General features: G+C 67.5%; 17 protein-coding genes. 13 read left to right on the top strand and 4 right to left on the bottom strand.

Annotated elements, in window-relative coordinates:
- Positions 1-33: 33 nt before the first annotated feature.
- Positions 34-984: a LysR family transcriptional regulator gene (locus AC07O3_RS33580; protein WP_495341431.1), complete on the top strand. Its 951-nt coding sequence runs from the start codon at positions 34-36 to the stop codon at positions 982-984.
- Positions 985-991: 7 nt separating this feature from the next.
- Here AC07O3_RS33580 and AC07O3_RS33575 read toward each other — a convergent pair whose 3' ends face one another.
- Together AC07O3_RS33575 and xsc are read right to left on the bottom strand one after the other, a co-directional pair.
- The gene (locus AC07O3_RS33575) at positions 992-2194 is read right to left on the bottom strand and encodes an acetate/propionate family kinase (protein ID WP_495341430.1); all 1203 of its coding nucleotides are present in this window, start codon (positions 2192-2194) and stop codon (positions 992-994) included.
- A gap of 8 nt (positions 2195-2202) precedes the next feature.
- Complete coding sequence (xsc, locus tag AC07O3_RS33570; protein WP_495341429.1) at positions 2203-4026, bottom strand: sulfoacetaldehyde acetyltransferase; 1824 nt, start codon at positions 4024-4026, stop codon at positions 2203-2205.
- Positions 4027-4198: 172 nt separating this feature from the next.
- Between xsc and AC07O3_RS33565 the strand changes: the two genes are divergently transcribed.
- The 8 genes from AC07O3_RS33565 to AC07O3_RS33530 all read left to right on the top strand — a co-directional run bounded on the left by AC07O3_RS33565 (position 4199) and on the right by AC07O3_RS33530 (position 13464).
- A complete protein-coding gene (locus tag AC07O3_RS33565; protein ID WP_093059496.1) occupies positions 4199-5017 on the top strand; it encodes an IclR family transcriptional regulator in 819 nt (272 codons plus the stop codon).
- A gap of 27 nt (positions 5018-5044) precedes the next feature.
- Positions 5045-6028 carry an AAA family ATPase gene (locus AC07O3_RS33560; protein ID WP_093082098.1) on the top strand — a complete coding sequence of 328 codons (984 nt, stop codon included), beginning with the start codon at positions 5045-5047 and terminating at the stop codon, positions 6026-6028.
- The gene (locus AC07O3_RS33555) at positions 6025-7761 is read left to right on the top strand and encodes a cobaltochelatase CobT-related protein (RefSeq protein WP_495341428.1); all 1737 of its coding nucleotides are present in this window, start codon (positions 6025-6027) and stop codon (positions 7759-7761) included. The genes AC07O3_RS33560 and AC07O3_RS33555 overlap by 4 nt, the downstream gene beginning before the upstream one ends.
- A 136-nt stretch (positions 7762-7897) precedes the next feature.
- Entirely contained in the window at positions 7898-8710 is an 813-nt protein-coding gene (locus tag AC07O3_RS33550) for an IclR family transcriptional regulator (protein ID WP_093179951.1), read from the top strand.
- The gene (locus AC07O3_RS33545; RefSeq protein ID WP_495341427.1) at positions 8707-9696 is read left to right on the top strand and encodes a tripartite tricarboxylate transporter substrate binding protein; all 990 of its coding nucleotides are present in this window, start codon (positions 8707-8709) and stop codon (positions 9694-9696) included. The genes AC07O3_RS33550 and AC07O3_RS33545 overlap by 4 nt, the downstream gene beginning before the upstream one ends.
- A gap of 17 nt (positions 9697-9713) precedes the next feature.
- The gene (gene sauS, locus AC07O3_RS33540) at positions 9714-11150 is read left to right on the top strand and encodes an acylating sulfoacetaldehyde dehydrogenase (protein ID WP_495341426.1); all 1437 of its coding nucleotides are present in this window, start codon (positions 9714-9716) and stop codon (positions 11148-11150) included.
- 2 nt (positions 11151-11152) lie between these two features.
- The gene (locus AC07O3_RS33535; RefSeq protein ID WP_495341425.1) at positions 11153-12670 is read left to right on the top strand and encodes an AMP-binding protein; all 1518 of its coding nucleotides are present in this window, start codon (positions 11153-11155) and stop codon (positions 12668-12670) included.
- Positions 12667-13464 (top strand): TSUP family transporter, encoded by a 798-nt coding sequence (locus tag AC07O3_RS33530; RefSeq protein WP_495341424.1) that lies wholly within the window; start codon positions 12667-12669, stop codon positions 13462-13464. Before AC07O3_RS33535 ends, AC07O3_RS33530 begins: the two co-directional genes overlap by 4 nt.
- A 28-nt stretch (positions 13465-13492) precedes the next feature.
- Here the strand turns inward: AC07O3_RS33530 and AC07O3_RS33525 are convergent, their stop codons facing one another.
- Positions 13493-14704: a DUF2252 domain-containing protein gene (locus tag AC07O3_RS33525; protein WP_495341423.1), complete on the bottom strand. Its 1212-nt coding sequence runs from the start codon at positions 14702-14704 to the stop codon at positions 13493-13495.
- Between the two features lie 103 nt (positions 14705-14807).
- Between AC07O3_RS33525 and AC07O3_RS33520 the strand changes: the two genes are divergently transcribed.
- Both AC07O3_RS33520 and AC07O3_RS33515 read left to right on the top strand, forming a co-directional pair.
- Positions 14808-15992 (top strand): hypothetical protein, encoded by a 1185-nt coding sequence (locus tag AC07O3_RS33520; protein ID WP_495341422.1) that lies wholly within the window; start codon positions 14808-14810, stop codon positions 15990-15992.
- The gene (locus AC07O3_RS33515; RefSeq protein ID WP_495341421.1) at positions 15985-17040 is read left to right on the top strand and encodes a DNA methyltransferase; all 1056 of its coding nucleotides are present in this window, start codon (positions 15985-15987) and stop codon (positions 17038-17040) included. The genes AC07O3_RS33520 and AC07O3_RS33515 overlap by 8 nt, the downstream gene beginning before the upstream one ends.
- A gap of 16 nt (positions 17041-17056) precedes the next feature.
- Here AC07O3_RS33515 and AC07O3_RS33510 read toward each other — a convergent pair whose 3' ends face one another.
- A complete protein-coding gene (locus AC07O3_RS33510) occupies positions 17057-17875 on the bottom strand; it encodes an IclR family transcriptional regulator (protein ID WP_495341420.1) in 819 nt (272 codons plus the stop codon).
- Positions 17876-17989: 114 nt separating this feature from the next.
- On the opposite strand from AC07O3_RS33510, the gene AC07O3_RS33505 reads away from it, so the two are divergent.
- A complete protein-coding gene (locus tag AC07O3_RS33505; protein WP_495341419.1) occupies positions 17990-19630 on the top strand; it encodes a GMC family oxidoreductase in 1641 nt (546 codons plus the stop codon).
- A 67-nt stretch (positions 19631-19697) separates the two neighbouring features.
- Positions 19698-21011 (top strand): MFS transporter, encoded by a 1314-nt coding sequence (locus tag AC07O3_RS33500; RefSeq protein WP_093059473.1) that lies wholly within the window; start codon positions 19698-19700, stop codon positions 21009-21011.
- The last annotated feature ends 2 nt before the right edge of the window (positions 21012-21013 follow it).

The raw sequence follows: 21013 nt of genomic DNA, 5'->3' as shown, positions 1-21013 counted from the left end.
GATCAAACGAAAAAGCAGAGAATATCGCTCACCATGACCGGAAAAACAGATCAGCTTCAGAGTCAGAGTCAGACTTCGAGCCAGCGCCTGCGCCTCAACCTGCGGCAGCTGGAGGTGTTCGTCGCCACCGCGCGCGAAGGCAGCACCCGCGCCGCAGCCGACCGCATCGCGCGTTCGCAATCGGCCGCGAGCAGCGCGCTGGCCGACCTGGAGTCTTCAGTGGGCGTTTTGCTCTTCGACCGGCTCGGGCGCCGGCTGGTGCTCAACGAGAACGGCCGCGCGCTGCTGCCCAAGGCACAGGCGCTGCTCGATCAGGCGGGCGAGGTCGAGGCGCTGTTCAGCGGCGAGCATGCGGCGCCGCTGCGCGTGGCGGCCAGCTTCACCATCGGCGAGTACCTGCTGCCCGAGAAGGTGTCGCAATGGACGCACCTGCATCCGCAGAGCCAGGTGCACCTGCACATCGCGAACACGCACGATGTGATCCAGGCGGTCGCGGGCTTCGACGTGGACGTCGGCTTCATCGAAGGCCCGCAGACGCACCCCGACCTCGTGGTGCGCGCCTGGCGCGAAGACGAGCTGGTGATCGTCGCCGCGCCCAACCATGCACTGGCGGGCCGTGTCGCCACGCACAAGCAGCTGTCGCAAGCCACGTGGGTGCTGCGCGAGCATGGCTCGGGCACACGGCAGGTAACGGACGCATGGCTGATCCAGAACCTCGAACAGGTGCGCGTGGGCTTCGAACTGGGAAGCACCGAGGCGATCAAGCGCGTGGTGGCCTCGGGCACCGGGCTGGCGTGCCTGTCGCGCTACACGGTGGCACAGGCGCTGGAAGACGGCCATCTGATCGAGCTGCGCACGCGATTGCCGGCGGGCACGCGGCGGCTGGCAACGGTGATGCACCGCGACAAGCTGCTGGGCCGCGCGACGGCCGACTTCCTGCGCCACTGCGGCGCCAGCGTGCCGCGCGCTTCATCGGCGCGCTAGAAAGCCCTCAGCCAGCAACGCGAAGCACGTTCGCCGTGTGCCGCGCGATCACCGCCTCTTCGTCAGTGCGCAGCACCCACGCGCTGACAGGACTCTCGGCAGTGGTGAGCCGCGCGGCGCCGCTGCGATTAGCGGCCGCGTCGACGTTCACGCCCAGCCATTCGCAGTCTTCGAGGATGCGCTCACGCAGCGGGGCCGCGTTCTCGCCGATGCCGCCGGTGAACACGATGGCGTCGACACCGCGCAGCGCGGCGGCGAGGCTGCCCATGTGCTGCACCACCTGCTCGGCGAAATGCCCGATGGCTTCGGCCGCGGCGGGCTCGGCCGATGCTTCCAGCGCGCGCATGTCGCTCGACACGCCCGAGATGCCGAGCAGGCCCGATTCGCGGAACAGCAGCGCCTCGACCCGGTCGGCCGACATGCCGTGCGAGCGCATCAGGTACAGCACGACGGCCGCGTCGATGTGGCCGCAGCGCGTGCCCATCGTCAGCCCGTCGAGCGGTGAGAAGGTCATGGTCGTCGCGACCGATCGGCCCTGCGCGATGCCGCACATCGACGCACCATTGCCGAGATGCGCGACGATCACGCGCCGCTGCGCCAGCTCGGGCGCGATGCCGGCGAACTGCGCGACGATCGATTCGTAGGAGAGGCCGTGAAAGCCATAGCGCCGCACGCCCGCGTCATGCAGCGCACGTGGCAGCGCGAAGCGGCGGTTGACCTCGGGCTGTACCGCATGAAAGGCCGTGTCGAAGCACGCCACCTGCGGCACACCTTCGAACGCTGCCATTGCAGCGCGCACGCCCGCAAGGTTGTGCGGCTGGTGCAGCGGCGCCAGTGGCTCAAGCTTGGTGAGCGCATCGAGCACCGAGGCATCGATGCGCACCGGCGCAACGAAGTCCGCACCACCATGCACGATGCGATGCCCCACTGCCGCGATGCGCCCGCCATCGGCCTGCTGCGCGTGCCATGCGAGCAAAGCCGCCAATGCACCTTGATGCGAAGCCTGCGCGCTATCGAGCGCCGCATCGTGCAGCGTCTGCCCCTGGGCATCGCGCACACGCAGCCGCGCCTTCAGGCCCGCGCCGAGTCCATCCGCCTGCCCTGACCAACGCGCCGCCGGCAGCGAGGCAGCGCCGTCACCAGCCGCATCGAACAATGCGACCTTGATCGACGAAGAACCCGCGTTCAGCGTCAGCAGCGAGTCGGTCATGGAATGGCTCAGACGTAGTCCTTGTACTTGTCGAGGAATCGCACCGGCTTCGACAGCGCGTCGCGGCGGAAGGGGTCTCCCAGCTCGCGCGTGCACATGATCTCGATCACGCAGGTCTTGCCTTCGTTCATCTGCATGTCGATGGCCTTCTTCAGCGCCGGGCCCACGTCTTCGAGCTTGTCGACCACGATGCCCTCGGCGCCCATGGCCTTGGCGATGCCTGCGAAGCTTTCGCTTTCGAGCTCGCCGGCCACGAAGCGGCGATTGTAGAAGTCGACCTGGTTCTTCTTCTCCGCGCCCCACTGGCGGTTGTGGAAGACCACGGCCGTCACCGGAATGTCGTGGCGCACAGCCGTCATGATTTCCACCATGCTCATGCCCCAGGCGCCGTCGCCGGCATAGGCCACGGCCGGACGGTCGGGCGCCGCGCACTTGGCGCCGATCATGGTCGGCAGCGAGTAGCCGCAGTTGCCGAAGCTCATCGGCGCGAAGAAGCTGCGCGGCTCCTCGAAGCGCAGGTAACTGTTGGCGATGGCGTTGATGTTGCCGATGTCGGTCGAGACCATCACGCGCGGCGGCATGGCCTTTTCGAGCTCGCGCAGCACCTGGCGCGGGTGCAGGTAGCTGCCGCCGGTGGGCGTCTTCTCGCCTTTGGCTTCTTCGATGGCGTCGAGGCTGAACTGGTCGCGCTCGTGGGTCCACTCGTCGAGCTCTTTTTCCCACGCGGCTTTTTCGGCCTTGATCTTCGCGGTGCGCTCGGCCTTGCTGGCGTCGCAGGCCAGCGTCTTGCCCTGCAGGCGCTTGAGCAGTTCCTTGGCCGTGGCCTTGGCGTCGCCGTGGATGCCAACGGTGATCTTCTTCACGAGGCCGAGGTTGGTGTGGTCGGCCTCGACCTGGATGATCTTCGCGTCCTTCGGCCAGTAGTCCATGCCGTGCTGCGGCAGCGTGCCGAAGGGGCCCATGCGCGAACCGAGCGCGAGCACCACGTCGGCCTGCGCGATGAGCTTCATCGCGGCCTTGGAGCCCTGGTAGCCCAGCGGGCCGGCCCACAGCGGGTGGCTCGCGGGGAAGGAGTCGTTGCGCAGGTAGCCGTTGGCCACCGGCGCACCCAGGCGCTCGGCCAGTGCCTGGCACTCGGCCACCGCATCGCCCATGACCACGCCGCCGCCCGAGAGAATGACCGGAAACTTCGCCGAAGCCAGCAGTTCGACGGCAGCGTTCAGGCTGTTCTCGCCGCCCGCGCCCCGCTCGACGCGCATCGGCTTCGGGATCTCCGTGGTGATCTCGCCGTAGAAGTAGTCGCGCGGAATGTTCAGCTGCGTGGGGCCCATCTCGGAGATGGCGCGGTCGAAGCAGCGCGCCGTGTACTCGGCCATGCGCTTGGGGTTGTTCACGTGGCCCTGGTACTTGGTGAACTCCTGGAACATCGGCAGCTGGTTGGCTTCCTGGAAGCCGCCGAGGCCCATGCCCATGGTGCCGGTCTCGGGTGTGATCATCACGACCGGGCTGTGCGCCCAGTAGGCGGCCGCAATGGCCGTCACGCAATTGCTGATGCCGGGGCCGTTCTGGCCGATCACGAGGCCATGGCGGCCCGACACGCGCGCATAGCCGTCGGCCATATGGGCGCCGCCCTGCTCATGCACCACCGGAATCAGGCGGATGCCGGCGGGCGCAAAGATGTCCATCGCGTCCATGAAGGCCGAGCCCATGATGCCGAAGATGTCGGTCACGCCATTGGCGACCATGGTCTCGACGAAGGCCTCTGAAGGCGTCATCTTCTGCACGCCGGTGACGGCTTCGCGTGTGGGTGCTGCGGGTTGCTTCTGGCTCATGGAAGGCGTCTCCTGAAGGAAAGTGGGCAGTGGTAGCGCGTCAAAAGTCGGAACTTCTCGTTCCGGATTTCATTCCGGCGGAATATAGGTCGGCATCGCCGCGGCGTCAAACAATTTACAAAAATCGGAACGCATTGTCTTGTTTTTCGTAAAAAGAATATGATCCGGCCCCATGAAGATCGTCAAAGGCCTCTCACCGGAAGCGCAGGAACCGGCGGGCGACACGCCCACCATGCGCCTGTTCGCGCTGCTCGAAGTCATGGCCGCGAAAGACCAGCGCTACTCGCTGCAGGGCCTGGTGGAAGAAACCGGCCTGCCCAAGCCCACGCTGCACCGCATGCTCCAGCAGCTCGAAGGCGCGGGGCTGCTGCAACGCGAAGGCGACGGCCGGCACTACGGCATCGGCACACGGCTGCGGCGGCTGGCCGAGAACCTGCTGCTCAACGACAGCCTGCACGGTGCGCGCCACACGGTGCTGCGCCAGCTGGTGGAAGAGATCGGAGAGAGCTGCAACCTCACCGCCCTTTCGGGCAGCGAGGTCGTGTACCTCGACCGCGTGGAAACCGCCGCGCCGCTGCGCTTCTACCTGCACTCGGGTTCGCGCGTGCCGGTGCACTGCTCGGCCAGCGGCAAGATCTTTCTTTCGCAGATGAGCGCGGCGCAGCGCCGCCGGTTGCTGTCGAACGCGCCGCTGGAGCCGTACACGCCCCGGACGCTGACCGACCCCGAGGCGCTGGAGAAGGAAGTGCAGCGCGTGCGCAAGGACGGCTACGCCATCGACCACGAAGAGTTCCTGCCGGGCCTGCTGTGCATCGCCACGCTGGTGCCTTCGGGCGACGACGCGCCCTCAAACCTGTGCATCGCTGTACAGGCGCCGGTGATGCGTCTCGACGCCGCCAAGGCGAAGACGCTGCTGCCCGCCCTGCAACGCGCCGCACAGGCGCTGAGCCGCATCGATGCCGACGCGGCCTCCGATCGCGCGCAGGCCTGAAGAACCTCACATTCCCCGAAAGCCGCCATGACCGATACCGCCGACCTTCGACCCGACCGGATGCTCAGCGTGCGCGATGTGTTCGGCATCGACACCGACCTGCGGGTGCCAGCCTTCAGCGAACGTGACGACCACGTGCCCGAGGTCGACGCGGTCTACCGCTTCAACCCCGACGTGACGCTCGCCATCCTCGCGGGCTTCACGCGCGACCGGCGCGTGATGGTGCAGGGCCTGCACGGCACCGGCAAGTCGACGCACATAGAGCAGGTGGCGGCGCGGCTGAACTGGCCCTGCGTGCGGCTCAACCTCGACGGCCACATCAGCCGGCTCGACCTCGTCGGCAAAGATGCGGTGGTGTTGCGCGAAGGCAAGCAGGTCACCGAGTTCCAGGAAGGCATCGTGCCGTGGTCGCTGCAACGCCCCGTGGCGCTGGTCTTCGACGAGTACGACGCGGGCCGGCCCGACGTGATGTTCGTCATCCAGCGCATCCTGGAGCGCGACGGGAAGTTCACGCTGATGGACCAGAACAAAGTGCTGCGGCCGCACCCCTTCTTCCGCCTGTTTGCCACCGCCAACACGGTGGGCCTGGGCAACCTCAACGGCCTGTACCACGGCGCGCAGCGGCTCAACCATGCGCAGATCGACCGCTGGAACATCGTGGCCTCGCTCAACTACCTGCCGGCCGATGAAGAGATCGCCATCGTGCAGGCGCGCGTGCCATCGTTGGCCGACGAGGCGGGCACGAAGCTGGTCGCGTCGATGGTGGCGGTGGCCGACCTCACTCGCAAGGGCTTCGCGGCGGGCGACCTCTCTACGCTGATGTCGCCACGCACCGTGATCACCTGGGCAGAGAACATCGAGATCTTCAAGGACCCGGCGCTGGCGTTTCGCCTGTCCTTCGTCAACAAGTGCGACGACGCCGAGCGGCCCCTGGTCGCCGAATACTTCCAGCGCTGCTTCGACCGCGAACTGAAGGAGTCGCACCAGCTCTCTGCAGGCCCGCGCGAATGAATGCCGAACCCGCGAGCGCGATGCAGCGCCGCGTGCGGCAGGAGGAACAGGTCGCGGAGCTTTGCGCGGGCGTGGTGCGCGCTTTCAGCGGCGAGCGCGACCTGCACTTTCGCGGTCGGCGGCTGCACCGTGGCCGCGTGGCGCTGCCGTGGTTTGCGCCACACCTGCATCCCTCGCCCGACACCGACGACTTCGCTTCGTTCCGTGGCGTGGCCGACGGGCTCGCGCTGCGGCTCACCGAATCGGACGCAGCACTGCACGAAAGCCTGCGCCCCGAAGAGCCGGTCGAACGCATGCTGTTCGAAATGCTCGAGCAGTTCCGCGTCGAGGCGATGGCGCCCGAAGTCATGGCCGGCATGCGGCACAACCTGCGGCACCGGCACGAACAGTGGTCGCTCGCCTTTCATCACTCGGGCCTGACCGACACCGCGCGCGGGCTGCTGCTGTACGCCGTGGCGCAGATCTGCCGCGCCCGCGTCAGCGGCCAGCAGGTGGTGGAAGAAACCGAAGACATGCTCGAAGCCACGCGCTTCGCGCTCGCACCGCTGATCGGCCATGCGCTGGCAGGTTTGCGCAAGGATCGCGCCGACCAGGCCGCCTACGCAGTGCACGCCCGTGCCATCGCGCGCACCGTCGCCGCGATGCTGCACGAGGCCGATGAAGAGGGCAGCAACGCCGCGCGCGACCCGCATGTGGACGACAAGCGCAGCGTGTTCAGCCTCGTGGCCAACATGGACCAGGAGATCGTCGAACGCTTCACCACCGCCGAGTCGGGCCGCAGCGCGGTGCTCGACGACGCAGGCGGCGCATACCGCGTCTTCTCCAACGCTTACGACCGCGAACACGACGCCGCCACGCTCGCGCGCAAGGACGTGCTCGCCGACCACCGCGAGAAGCTCGATCGCCGCATCGCCGCGCAGGGAGTGAACATCGCCCGCCTCGCGCGTGAACTGCGCACCCTGCTGGCCGAGCCCGAGCGCGACGGCTGGGACGGTGCCCAGGAAGAAGGCCTGATCGACGGCCGCCGCCTTGCGCAGCTCGTGGCCTCGCCCACCGAGCGCCGCCTGTTCCGCACCGAGCGCATGGAGCCGGTGGCCGACTGCATCGTCACCTTTCTCATCGACTGCTCGGGCTCGATGAAGGAGCATGCCGAGTCGGTCGCGATGATGGCCGACGTGTTCGCGCGTGCGCTCGAACAGGCCGGCGTGACCAGCGAGGTGCTGGGCTTCACCACCGGCGCGTGGAACGGCGGACGCCCGCAGCGCGAATGGGTGCGCGCCGGCCGGCCACCGCATCCGGGCCGGCTCAACGAGCGCTGCCACCTCGTCTTCAAGAGTGCTGCTATGCCATGGCGGCGCGCGCGCCCCGCGATGGCTGCACTGCTGAAAGCCGACCTGTTCCGCGAAGGCATCGATGGCGAGGCCATCGACTGGGCGTGCATGCGGCTGCGCCAGCGCAGTGAGGGGCGCAAGCTGCTGCTAGTGATTTCCGACGGCTCGCCGATGGACAGCGCCACGCATCTGGCCAACGACGCGCACTACCTCGACCACCACCTGCGCGACGTGGTCGCGCGCCAGGAGCAGCGCGGCGACATCGCCATCGCAGGCATCGGCGTGGGCCTCGACCTGAGCCCCTACTACAGCCGCAGCCATGTGCTCGACCTGGCCACCTCCAGTGGCAACACCATCTTCCGCGAGGTGATCGAACTCATGGCCGGACGCCATCGCCGCTGAGGCCTGCAACCTGAGGCGTTTGGCATTACATCCAAGTCCCTGATTGACAAAGGGCACCCAGCGTTCTTACATTGCGTTTCACATCCGGGAACGCAGTTCCAATATTTGGAACATCGGATATTCCATAGAAAGCCTCATGGACTCCACGCTTGCCAAGGGCCTCGCCGCCATCGAATGGATGGTGCGCCAACAGCGCGACTGCCGCGTCACCGAACTGGCCCAGGCCTTTGGAATGGCACGCAGCAATGCGCACCGCACGCTGCAGACGCTGGTCGAATGCGGCTGGGCCGTGCAAGACCCGGACACGAGCGCCTACCGGCCAAGCCTGCGGCTGTTCGAGCTGGGGGCCATGGTGTCCGATGCATCGGACATCGGCGCACTGCTGCGGCCCCACCTCGCGCTGCTGGCACAAGCCACGGGCGAGACCATCCACCTGGCAGTGCTGGACGACGCCGAGATCGTCTACCTCGACAAGTTCGACAGCCCGCTGCCCGTGGCCGCGTACTCACGCATCGGCGGTCGTGCGGCGGCGTACTGCGTGGCCTCGGGCAAGGCGCTGCTCGCTGCAGCCGCGCTCGACGTGCCGGCGCTGCAGGAGCGACTGGGCACCTTGGTTGCACACACGAAGAACAGCATCACCGACTTCGACGCCCTCTTCAGCGAACTGGAACGCTCGCGCGCACGCGGCTATGCCGAGAACCGCGAGGAGTGGCGCATCGGCGTCTGCGGCCTCGGCGTGCCCGTGCTCAATGCGCGCGGCGAAGCCGTGGCGGCCGTCGGCATGAGCGTGCCCTCGATCCGCTTTGCGCGCACACAGGCACGCGGGCTGGCAGATCACCTGATGGCCTGCGCGCGCGACGCCAGCGTCACGCTGGGGTATCGCTTGAACGCCGCACCGGCCGTGCCGTTGCCGCCGACGCCCATCACAAAGAGAAGGAGATCCGAATGAAGTTGTTCTTCGCCCCCTGGCTGCACGCCGGGTTGCTGGCTCTCGCCGCCCTGTCGTCGCCCTTCGCCGTGCAGGCGCAGAACGGCAGCGACTACCCGACGAAGCCGATCCGCCTGATCGTGCCCTACCCGCCCGGCGGTGGCACCGACGTGATCGCGCGCATCGTGCAGGAGCGCTTTCAAACGCTGCTGGGCCAGCCGGTGCTGATCGACAACCGCGGCGGCGCAGCCGGCTCCATCGGCACCGAGGTGGTTGCCAAGTCGGCGCCCGACGGCTACACGGTGCTGTTCACGCTGTCTTCGCACACCATCAATCCGGCCATCTACGCCAAGCTGAGCTTCGACACCGCGAAAGACTTCGCGCCAGTCGGCATGGTCGCCTCGCTGCCGCAGATCCTGGTGGCCAACACGCAGTTCGCGCCCAACACCGTGGCCGAACTCATCGCGCTGGCCAAGGCCAAGCCCGACAGCATCGCCTTCGCCTCGGTGGGCAACGGCTCGCCCGGGCACCTGGCGGGCGAGCTGCTGAAGCTGCGCACCGGCACGCACATGACGCACATTCCCTACCGCGGCGGCGGCCCAGCCGTGACCGACGTGATGGGCGGGCAGGTGCCGCTGCTGTGGGTGTCGATTCCGGCGGCCGCGCAGTTCGTGAAGGCAGGCAAGCTCAAGGCACTCGCGGTGTCCACCACCAAGCGCAGCGCGGCCTTCCCCGACGTGCCGACGATGCAGGAAGCCGGCGTGCCCGACTTCGACGTGGACTCGTGGTACGCCGTGTTCGTGCCCGCGAAGACGCCGCAGCCCGCCATCGACAAGCTCAACCGCGTGATCAACACCGTGGTGAAGGAACCGGACATCCGCGACAAGCTGCTCGCACAGGGCAGCGAAGGCGTCGGCGGCACGCCCGAGCAACTCGGCAAGGTCGTCACTACAGAACTCGTGCGCTGGCAAAAGCTCGCCAAGGAAGCCAGCATCAAGGTCGATTGATCGACACGGACAAACTCATGGAAAACGCAGCCCCCTCTTCCCCCATCGCCGAACTCGTGGCGCGCGCACGCGCCGCGCAGCGCATCTACGAAACCTGGTCGCAGGCACAGGTCGACACCGCCGTGGTCGCGGCCGGCTGGGCCATCATCGAGCCGGCGCGCAACCGCGAACTGGCCGAACTGGCCGTGGCCGACACCGGCGTGGGCAACGTCGAGGACAAGGTGCGCAAGAACCACCGCAAGACCTTCGGCCTGTTGCGCGACCTGCACGGCGCGCGCTCGGTCGGCATGATCGCAGAAGACCCGGCGCGCGGCATCGTCGAGATCGCGCGGCCCGTGGGCGTGGTGTGCGCCGTCACGCCATCGACCAACCCGGGCGCCACGCCGGCCAACAAGATCATCAATGCGCTCAAGGGGCGCAACGCGGTCATCGTCGCGCCATCGCCCAAGGGCTGGTCAACGGCGGCGCGGCTCATCGAATTCATCCACCAGCAGTTCGACCGCATCGGCGCGCCGCGCGACCTGGTGCAGCTGCTGCCCTCGCCGGTCAACAAGCAATCGACCGCCGAGCTGATGCGCCTGTGCGACCTGGTGGTCGCAACCGGCTCGCAGGCCAACGTGCGCGCGGCCTATGCCAGCGGCACGCCGGCCTTCGGCGTGGGCGCGGGCAACGTGGCGGGCATCGTCGACGAAACGGCGGACATCGCCGCAGCCGCCGACCGTATCGTGCGTTCGAAGACTTTCGACAACGCGACCAGTTGCTCGTCGGAAAACAGCCTCGTCATCATCGACGCAGTGCGCGCCCAGACGCTCGCCGCGCTGAAAGACCGCGGCGCCGTCATGCTCGCCGACGCGCAGAAGGCCACGCTGCAGGCGCTGATGTGGCCCGAGGGCAAGCTCTCGCCCGCCGTCATCGGCCAGTCGGCACGCACCATCGCCGAGCGGGCGGCCGCCATCGACGGCGCCAACCGCGCCGCCTGGCTGGCAATTGCCGTTGCCGATCCGCGCATCCTCATGGTGGCCGAAGACGGCGTGGGCCACGACCATCCGTTCTCGGGCGAGAAGCTGAGCCCGGTGCTCGCGGTGTATGCGGCGCGCGACTTCGCGCACGCCATGGCCACCGTCGAACGCATCTATGCGTACGAAGGCGCGGGCCACTCGGTGGGCCTGCACAGTGCGGTGCCCGAACGCGCGCTCACGCTGGGCCTCACGCTGCCGGTGTCGCGCGTCATCGTCGACCAGGCACACTGCATTGCCACCGGCGGCAGCTTCGACAACGGCCTGCCGTTCTCGCTGTCGATGGGCTGCGGCACCTGGGGCAAGAACAACTTCTCGGACAACATGAACTACCGCCACTACCTGAACATCACGCGCGTGTCGCGGCCGATTCCGGAGAAGGTGCCGAGCGAGGAAGAAATCTTCGGCGCCTTCTTCGCCGAGCACGGCGCGAAGTAAGCATGACGGCGGCTGCAACAACGGTTCATGCGCTGATCGAGCAACAGGCGCGGCAGCAGCCGCACGCGGTGTATGCCCGCGCCACCGAGACCGAACGCCACCTGGGCTACGGCGAGCTCGCGACCGGTTGCCGCCGCGTGGCGGCCGTGCTGCGCGGCCTCGGCATGCAGCCCGGCGACACGGTGTCCGTCGTCATGCCCAACGGCCTGCAGACCCTGCGGCTGCTGCTGGGCGCGATGCACGGCGGCTTCTGCGTGAACCCGGTCAACCTGCTCTCGCAGCCGGAACAGATGCGCTATGTGCTCTCGCACTCCGACTGCCGTGTGGTCTGCGTTGCGCCCGAGTGGGAAGAGCGTGTGCGCGGCATCGTCGAAGGCTTCGACCGGCCCGTGACGCTGGTCGTGGTCGACCCCGAAGGCGATGCATTGCCCGACGAGGAAGAACCGGCAGTCGACACACCGCCGCCCTCGCCCGATGCCGTCGCGCTGCTGATGTACACCTCCGGCACCACGGGCGTGCCCAAGGGCGTGATGCTCACGCAGCGCAACCTCGCGGCCAACGCGCACGCCATCAGCGTCGAGCACGCGCTGCGCCCCTCCGACCGTGTGCTCGCCGTGCTGCCGCTGTATCACATCAACGCCTTTGCCGTGACCATGCTCGCGCCGCTCGCGCACGGCGGCAGCCTGGCGATGCCACCGAAGTTCTCGGCCGGCCGCTTCTGGGAGCAGGCCACGCAAACGCAGTGCAGCTGGATCAACGTCGTGCCCACCATGATCTCGTACCTGCTCGAAGGCCCGAAGCCGCCGCTTGCACAGACGCTGGCCATCCGCTTCTGCCGTTCGGCATCGGCTGCGCTGCCGCCCGAGCACCTGCGTGCCTTCGAGCGGATGTTCGGCATCGGCATCGTCGAGACCATGGGCCTCACCGAGACGGCGGCGCCTTCGTTCTCCAACCCCATGGACCCGGCCGCTCGCAAGCTCGGCTCGGTGGGGCGCGCGTCGGGCTGCATGGCCGGCGTGGTCGATGCCAAGCTCGCAGCCGTACCCACCAGCGTGACCGGCGAGATCGTGATCCGCGGGCCCAACGTGATGCTCGGCTACTACAAGAACGAGGAAGCCACCCGCGCAAGCTTCACGCCCGATGGCTGGCTGCGCACCGGCGACCTCGGCCATCGCGACGAGGACGGCTTCTTCTTCGTCACCGGCCGCATCAAGGAGCTGATCATCAAGGGCGGCGAGAACATCGCGCCGCGCGAGATCGACGAAGCCCTTCTGCAACATCCCGCCGTGCTCGAAGCCGCTGCCGTAGGCGTGCCCGACCGCCACTACGGCCAGGAGATCGGCGTGTGCATCGTGCTGCGCGAAGGCTGCGCCTGCACCGAAGACGAGCTGCGCGAGTTCAGCGCCACCGCGCTCGGCCGCTACAAGACGCCCGGCCACTACCGCTTCGTGCAAGACCTGCCGCGCGGCCCTTCCGGAAAGGTGCAGCGCCTGAAGCTGTTGCCGCTGTTCGAGGCATGACGGCGGCTGAACTGCTGGTGCCGCCGCTGGCGCCGGTAACGCTGGTCTACAGCCTGTGCGTGGTTTTCGCGGCGGGCATCGTGCGCGGCTTCGCGGGCTTCGGCTTCTCGGCCATCACCGTGGCGGGCATGTCGCTGGTGGTGTCACCCGCGCTGGTCGTGCCCGCGATCTTCATGCTCGAAATCCTGGCAAGCCTGAGCCAGTTGCGCGGCATCGCGCGCGATGTCGACATGCCTTGGCTCAGCTGGCTGATGCTGGGCAACCTGATCTGCATTCCCATCGGCGTGGCGCTGCTCGCATGGCTGCCCGAGACGCCGCTGCGCCTGCTGATCGGCGCGCTGCTGATGGCGGCCGCGCTGCTGCTGCGCGGCGGCGCGCACGTCACGCTGGTGCCCACGCGCGGCGTGCGGCTGGCGGCAGGGCTGGCCTCTGGCTTCATCAATGGCGTGGCGGCCATCGGCGGCATCGCCATCGCGGTGTTGCTCAGCACGGCGAAGATGGCACCGGCCGCGCTGCGGGCCACGCTGATTGCGCTGCTGCTGTTCAGCGACGTGGTGTCGCTGATCTGCGCGGCGCTGACGCCTTCTTCAACCCACGCGTCCGGCAACCTGCTGGGGCCGGACACGCTCAAGTGGGCGCTGTGGCTGGCGCCGGCGATGCTCGCGGGCATCTGGTACGGACAGCGCTCGTTCAAGGGGGTTTCGCCGGAGCAGTTCAGGAGGCATGTGCTGAACCTGCTGATTGCGCTGGCGCTGGTGAGTGTGGTGCGGTCGGTGATCGGTCTGCTCGGGTAAGTCAGCCACCAGGACACGACCAGGAAGGCTACGCCAGCTTCCCCGCATCGTAGGCCTCGCAGTAGACCTCCCAGTCGCTCTCGACCTGCGCGGCACACCGGTGCGCCGCATCCAGCAGGTCGCGCCGCCACGACTTCGCCGAAGCGCCGAAGTCGACCAGCGCATCCGCGATGGCCGAACCCTGGCGTCCTGAGCTGCGCAGGTGCGCCCAGGCCATCATCTGCCCCATCTCCCCGATCACGTCGCGGACTTGGTCGAGCCCGGTGTGACGCACGTCGAGGGTCACCCGGTCTTCGCTGGGCTGCAGGTCGCGCAGCACGTAGGAAGACTTGCCATCGACGATCGGGTGCAGGAAGGCCATCGACACGGCCTGCATGCGGCGCTGCAGCCCCACGATGCGGTGCGCATTCGACTGCCATGAGGGCTGCTTGATCTTCTTCAGGTGCGGCACTAACGACGACACGGGCGCCTGCTTCAGGTCGAGCAGGTAGTTGCCGTCGGGCGATCCCTTGCCTTTGACGAGGACAACATAGCGCTCCACGCCCAGGCTGCCGGTGCCGGCGATGCGATGCGCCACATGGAGCACTTCGAAGAAGCCGGGGTTGTTCTGCGTTGCCGCGAATGCGGCGACCAGTTTCTTCGCCCGGTCCTGATCGGCCCTGTCGGCTGGCAGCGCATGTTCTTCATCGAGCAGGATGAGTCGGCGGCCGTTCTTCTTCCGTTCGGTGCGCTTGTCCAGAAACTCGGGCCGGGTCCGGGCCTTGAGCTTCGCCAGCAGGTCATGGATCAGGCCGCCGGCTGTGTCGCGCTCTACCCAGCGGGCCTTGCCGAGCGCCAATGCGCCGGCATAGCCTTCAAGAAACACCTTGCACAGCGCATTCGCATCGTCGCGCGAGGCGCGCAGGCTGTCGCCGGCCACCAGGATGCTCGTGAGGAAGCGCACCAGCTCCCACGTCACCGGCGCGAGGGCCGCTTCGTCGAAGTCGTTGAGATCGAAGTATGCGAGCCGGTTGTCGCCCTTGTAGCTGCCGAAGTTCTCCAGATGGGCGTCGCCGCACAGCCATGCCGTCGGAGCCTTGCTGGTGAACAGCGCATCGGCCGGCAGGCGGTCGTAGAACAGGTGGCAGGTACCGCGCAGGAAGACGAACGGACTGGAGCGCAGCTTCTCGTACTTCATCGCCAGGCGCTCGGGGTCGCGACCGGCGTTGAAGTTGCGGATGGTTTTGACGACATTCGCCATGGCGTTGCTTCTCCCGGTTAGTGAGCGGCAGATTCTCGTTCAACGCGCGCAGCGCAGTGTCGTATCGTTGCGGGTGCATCGACTCCTGGCTCCTTCGTCCGACATGCCTTCCGCAACGCCCCGCGACAGTGCCACGCGCGCGCCCACCGTCCCCTTGGGCAGCGTGGCCGTCGCCGACCTGCCACGCAGTGCGAGTTCCCCGTTCTTCGAGCGCCTTCGCACCGCTGCCACACAGGTCAACCTGCGTGCGCCCGACCCACGGCAGGCGGCGCGCTGGCACTCGCACACCATTGGCGGTGTCCGGCGGCGCCTTGCGCAACCCCTGACCTTCACGCCCTATGCGGCCGTTCAGCCATGCTCGGCGCGCTGCGGCTTCTGCTCGGAAAATCTTCGCAAGGCCGATGGTGGTGTGCCAGCCTCCCGGCTGCGGCCGGACGGCACGTACTTCGACGGCCTTGCCCATGCGCTTCGGGCCTTGCGCGGCGTGCCGCTCTCGTGGTCGCTCTCGGGCCTGGAGACCAGCGACGACGCCGGCTGGATGCTGCAACTGCTGGCCACGCTGGCCGCGGCCGAAGCAAGCGACGGCCCGCGCGTCGAAGACCGCGTGCTGTACACCAACGGTGCCGGCTTTGCCAAGGCAGGCGGCGCCACTCTGACGCGTGCGCTGCAAGACTTCGGACTGAGCTGGCTCGAACTGTCCCGCCACCACCACGAAGGTGCAACCAACCAGGCCATCATGCGTTTCAGGCCCGGGCTGGAAATCAGCGATCAGGCGGTGTTCGAACGCACCGCGCGGCAACTGGCCGATGCAATGCCGTTGCGCCTGGTGTGCATTCTTCAGCGCAGCGGCATCGCACGGCCGCAGGACGTCTCGGCCTACCTCTCGTGGGCGCAGCAGCGCTGCGGCGCAGGCACTGTCGTCTTCCGTGAGTTCTCCCGGCTCGACGGCAGCTACCGGGACAACGCCACGGCGCGCTACCTGCACGCCCAACGTGTGCCAATGGACGCGCTGCTGACAGCCTGCCTCGACGACGCCACCGTCTCGCGCGGATGGACGGTCGAGAGCCTGACCGAGGGCTACTACTTCTGGAACCTGCGCCTGCGCACCGCGAATGGCCTGTCCGTGATCTTCGAGAGTTCCGACTACGGCGCCATGCACACGCGCCATGCGACCGAAGACATCTACAAGCTGGTCTACTTTCCCGATGGACGGCTGTGCGCCGGTTGGGAGCCCGGGCGCGACGTGCTGCTCGACACCCGTTCGATGCAGGAGCATGCCGATGCCTAGCCACAGCTGGCTGATGCTCGACCACGAGTCGCCGCTCCACCGCCTGCCCGACGACCTGCGTGCGCGCGACCCGCTGGGCGCGCGCGACTGCGGGTGGGTCGAGCAGATGACCCCGTTCGTGCGCCGGTTCTCGCAGCGCGGCGACGCGGTCTTCGATCCCTTCGCGGGCTTTGGCACAACCTTGCTTGCGGCGCGCCTGGAAAACCGGCGGGCGGCGGGCTGCGAAATCGACGCGGACCGCATCCAGCTCATACACGAACGGCTGACGCGCCACGGCATCGGCGACAGCGACATCACCCTGCTGCGCGGCTCATGCGACACGCTCGACACCACCGCGCTGCAGCCCTTCGAGCTTTGCCTTACCAACGTGCCCTATTTCGGATGCCAGTGGTCGGGCGCCCCTGCGGCTTCGCAGCTCTACGACAGCCGCAGCTATGCGCAGCACCTGGAGGGCCTGCGCAACGTGTTCCACGCCGTTCGCACGCGCTTGCGCGAAGGCGGCCATTGCATTGCGATGGTGCAGAACATTCGCCTCGGCGATCGCGTGCTGCCCCTGGCCTTCGATCTCGCACGCATCCTCGGTGCGCTCTTCACCATGGAAGAAGAGCGTGTGCTGATCTATCCGCACGAGGAGAAAGCGACCGCCGACAGCGAAGCCTGCGCAGCGCGCACGGATCGCCGCCACGAATACGCGCTGGTGTTTCGCAAGCAGCGCGCGCGCATCGACCTGCAGGGCACAGCCCGGTTGCTCGACGCCCTCCGCGCACAGGGCCACGTCTTCACCCTGATCGGCAGCTTCGCGCGATGGCTGCACGACCCGCAAGGCACATCGCCGGCCGATGCGGACATTCGCGTCGACCCCGATCCACAGCGCCTGGATGCGCTGTTGCATGAACTGCGCAACCAGGGCTTCGGGCTGACGAGCTGGGACGAACCCATCGCCCTTCCCCTTCATTTCGAGAGCTACCGCGGGCGCTATTACTTCCGCGCGGAAAGAATCGACAGCGACGGCGCCATGGTGAGGCTGGACATCGGCTACGAAGAGTAAGAGCAGGCCGGCAAGCTCAGAGCAGCCCGCTCATCTTCTCCGCCGCCGCCTTCAGCGCATCGATGCGCTTCACTGCATCGTCCATCGACATGCGCGCGGTCGGCGCATGCACCGCCAACGCGGCGCGCACCGCGCCCGCCGCATCGCACACCGGCACGGCCACAGCCACCAGCCCGGCGATGAACTCTTCGCGGTCGCACGAGTAGCCGCCCTTGGCGATCGCCTCGCACTCGGTGCGCAGCGCAGCGGCCTTGGTGATGGTGTTGGCCGTCATGCGTTCCAGCGGCAGCTTGTCGATGAGCGCATCGCGCTCCTTCTTCGGCATCTGCGCGAGAAACAGCTTGCCGCTGGCGGTGCAGTGCAGCGGCACGTGCGAGCCCACGTCGAGCGTCAGCCGCAGCGGCCATTGCGCTTCGACGCGGTCCAGATACAGCACTTGCGCGCCGTCGAGCGTGGTGAGGTTGCAGGTTTCGCCCACCTGGCGCACCAGTTCCGACAGCACCTCGTGCCGCAGCCCGCGCACCACGCCGTGGTTCAGCGTGTCGAAAGCGAGCTTGCGCAGCGCGGGGCCGACGCTGAACGAGCGCTCGTCCACATCGCGCGCCAGGAAGCCGGTGGCCAGCAGCTGGGTGCAGATGCGGTGCGCGGTGCCCTTGGGCAGGCCGAGCTGCGCGGCCAGTTCGGCAAGCGTGAGCGCGCGGCCTTCGTTGGCCAGCAGCGCCAGCAGGCGCAGGCTGCGCTCGGCCGACGAACCGGAGCCGGAAGCGGACTCCGCCTCCTCTGGAGAAATCACTGCGGGGATCACTGCGGCAGGCGTGCGCGCGGGACGAGGCATGCGGGTAAACCTTAAAAATGGAACATTGCGTTCCGAAAATCATTAGCCTAGGATGCGGCCGAGCGAAGCGATTGTTCCACTCCCGGACCCCACAGGCCCCTACAGGACCCCTTCATGCCTGAAGAAGAGTTCGACTACATCGTCGTCGGCGCCGGCTCGGCCGGCTGCGTGCTGGCTGGCCGGCTGAGCGAAGACCCGGCCACGCGCGTGCTGCTGCTCGAAGCAGGGCCTGCCGACCGCTCGCTGTGGATCCACCTGCCCATCGGCTACGGCAAGACGATGTGGAGCCCCACCTACAACTGGCGCTTCGAGACAGACCCCGACCCGAACATGAACGGCCGGCGCATCTACTGGCCGCGCGGCAAGACGCTGGGCGGATCGAGCGCGATCAACGGGCTGATCTACATCCGCGGCCAGCGCGAGGACTACGACCACTGGGCCGCGCTGGGCAACGCAGGCTGGGGCTACGACGACGTGCTGCCCTACTTCATCAAATCAGAGGGCAATCAGCGCGGCGGCGACGCCTTCCACGGCGGCAACGGCCCGCTGAGGGTTTCGGACATCGCCGCGAAGCACGAGCTGATCGAGGCCTTCATCGACGGCGCCGGGCAGACAGGCGTGCCGCGCACCGACGACTTCAACGGCGCCGCGCAGGAAGGCGCGGGCTACTACCAGCTGACCACGCACAGGGGCTGGCGCTGCAGCACGGCCAAGGCCTACCTGACGCCGGCCGTGAAGCGCCGCCCCAACCTGCGCATCGAGACCGAGGCGATGGCGCAGAAGCTGGTGTTCGAAGGCCAGCGCGCCGCCGGTGTCACGTACCGGCAAGGCGGCGAGCTGAAGACCGCGCGCTGCCGCGCCGAGGTGCTGCTGTCGGCCGGCTCGATCCAGTCGCCGCAGCTGCTGCAGCTCTCGGGCATCGGGCCGCGCGCGCTGCTCGATCGTTTCGGCATCCCGGTCGTGCACGAGCTGCCCGGCGTCGGCGAGAACCTGCAGGACCATCTTCAGATTCGCCTGGGCTACGAATGCACCAAGCCCATCACCACCAACGACCAGCTCAACTCCTGGTTCGGCCAGATGGGCATGGGGCTGGAATGGCTGCTTCACCGCACCGGCCCGCTGGCGGTGGGCATCAACCAGGGCGGCTGCTTCATGCGTGCGCTGAAGGATGAAAACGGCAACCCGGTGGCGGCCACGCCCGACATCCAGTTCCACGTGGCCACGCTCTCGGCCGACATGGCGGGCGGCAAGGTGCATCCGTACTCGGGCTTCACGATGTCGGTGTGCCAGCTGCGGCCCGAGTCGCGCGGGCATGTGCGCATCCGCTCGCTCGACGCGGCCGAGCCGCCGGAGATGCAGCCGAACTATCTCGCCACCGAGCTCGACCGCGCGACCACCGTGGCCGGCGTGAAGGCCGCGCGCGCCATCGCCGAATCACCCGCAATGCGCCCCTACGTGAAGCGTGAGGTGAAGCCCGGCCCCGATGCCGCGAGCGACGCCGACCTGCTGGAGTTCTGCCGCAACAACGGCGCCACCATCTTCCATCCCACCGGCACCTGCTGCATGGGCAGCGATGCGCTCGCGGTGGTCGATGCGCGCCTGCGCGTGCACGGCGTGGCGGGGCTGCGCGTGATCGACTGTTCGGCGATGCCGACGCTGGTGTCGGGCAACACCAACGCACCCGCCGTGATGATGGCCGAGAAGGCCGTCGACCTGATCAGAGAGGACGCAAGAGCGGCAGCAGCCGCGCACTGAGTTTTTTGTTTTTTGCAAACCCAAGGCCCGCAGAGGCCGCCACGACAACCTCATCGGAGACAACGACATGAGCGCAAGCGACGAGAAAGCGATTCGCAGGGTGGTGGTCTCTGCCCTGGTGGGCGCCACCATCGAGTGGTACGACTTCTTCCTGTACGGCGTAGTGGCCGGCATCGTGTTCAACAAGCTCTACTTTCCGGGCAGCGACCCGGTGGTGTCGACCTTGCTGGCGTACACGACCTTCGCGGTGGGCTTTGTCACGAGGCCGCTGGGCGGCGTGATCTTCGGCCACTTCGGCGACAAGATCGGCCGCAAGAGCATGCTCATCATCACGCTGATGATCATGGGCGTGGCCACCTTCCTGATCGGGCTGGTGCCCACGTACGCACAGATCGGCATCGCGGCGCCCTTGCTGTTGTTGCTGCTTCGCGTGGCACAGGGCATCGGCCTGGGCGGCGAATGGGGTGGCGCGGTGCTGATGGCGTACGAATACGCACCGAAGGAAAAGCGCGGCTTCTATGCCTCGCTGCCGCAGATCGGGCTGGCCATCGGCCTGTGCCTGGCCTCGGGCGTGGTGGCGCTGCTGTCGTCGCTGCTCACCGACGAGCAGTTCCTGGCCTGGGGCTGGCGCATCGCCTTTCTCATCTCCGGCGCGATGGTGATGGTGGGCATGTACATCCGCCTGCACGTGAAGGAAACGCCCGAGTTCGCGGCCGTGAAGGCGCGCAACGCCGAGCTGCGCATTCCGTTCATGGACATGATCCGGCGCTACCCGGGCAATGTTCTGAAGGGCATGGGCGCGCGCTACATCGACGGCGTGTTCTTCAACATCTTCGGCGTGTTCTCCATCAACTACCTCACGACCACCATCAAGATCAGCCGCACCGAAGCGCTGCTGGGCGTGATGGCCGCAGCTGTGGTGATGTGCTTTGCCATTCCCTTCTTCGGACGCATGTCCGACCGGCTGGGGCGGCCCCGGGTGTACATGTGGGGTTCGCTCATTACTGCGGTGTCGGCGTTCCCGGGCTTCTGGCTCATGACGCACAGCGGCGGCAACGTGATGCTCATCTGGCTGTCGATCATCGTGCCCTTCGGCATCCTGTATGCATCTGTGTACGGGCCAGAGGCTGCTTTGTTCTGCGACCTGTTCGACGCCAAGGTGCGCTACACGGGCATCAGCTTCGTCTACCAGTTCTCGGGCATCTTCGCCTCGGGCATCACGCCGATCATCGCGACCGCGCTGCTGAAGTCTGGCGGCGGCGAGCCGTGGCAGATCTGCTTGTACGTGCTGTTCGCGGGCGTGGTGTCGGCGGTGTGCGCGTGGATGATCGGGCGGTCTGCCTCGCCGGCCGATGCGCCGGTGGCGGTGGCCTCGCGCTGACG

This window comes from Variovorax sp. GW821-FHT09D05 (assembly GCF_059416325.1).
The sequence above is the reverse complement of the archived record's forward strand: the minus strand, read 5'-3'. Positions and strand labels throughout refer to the sequence as shown.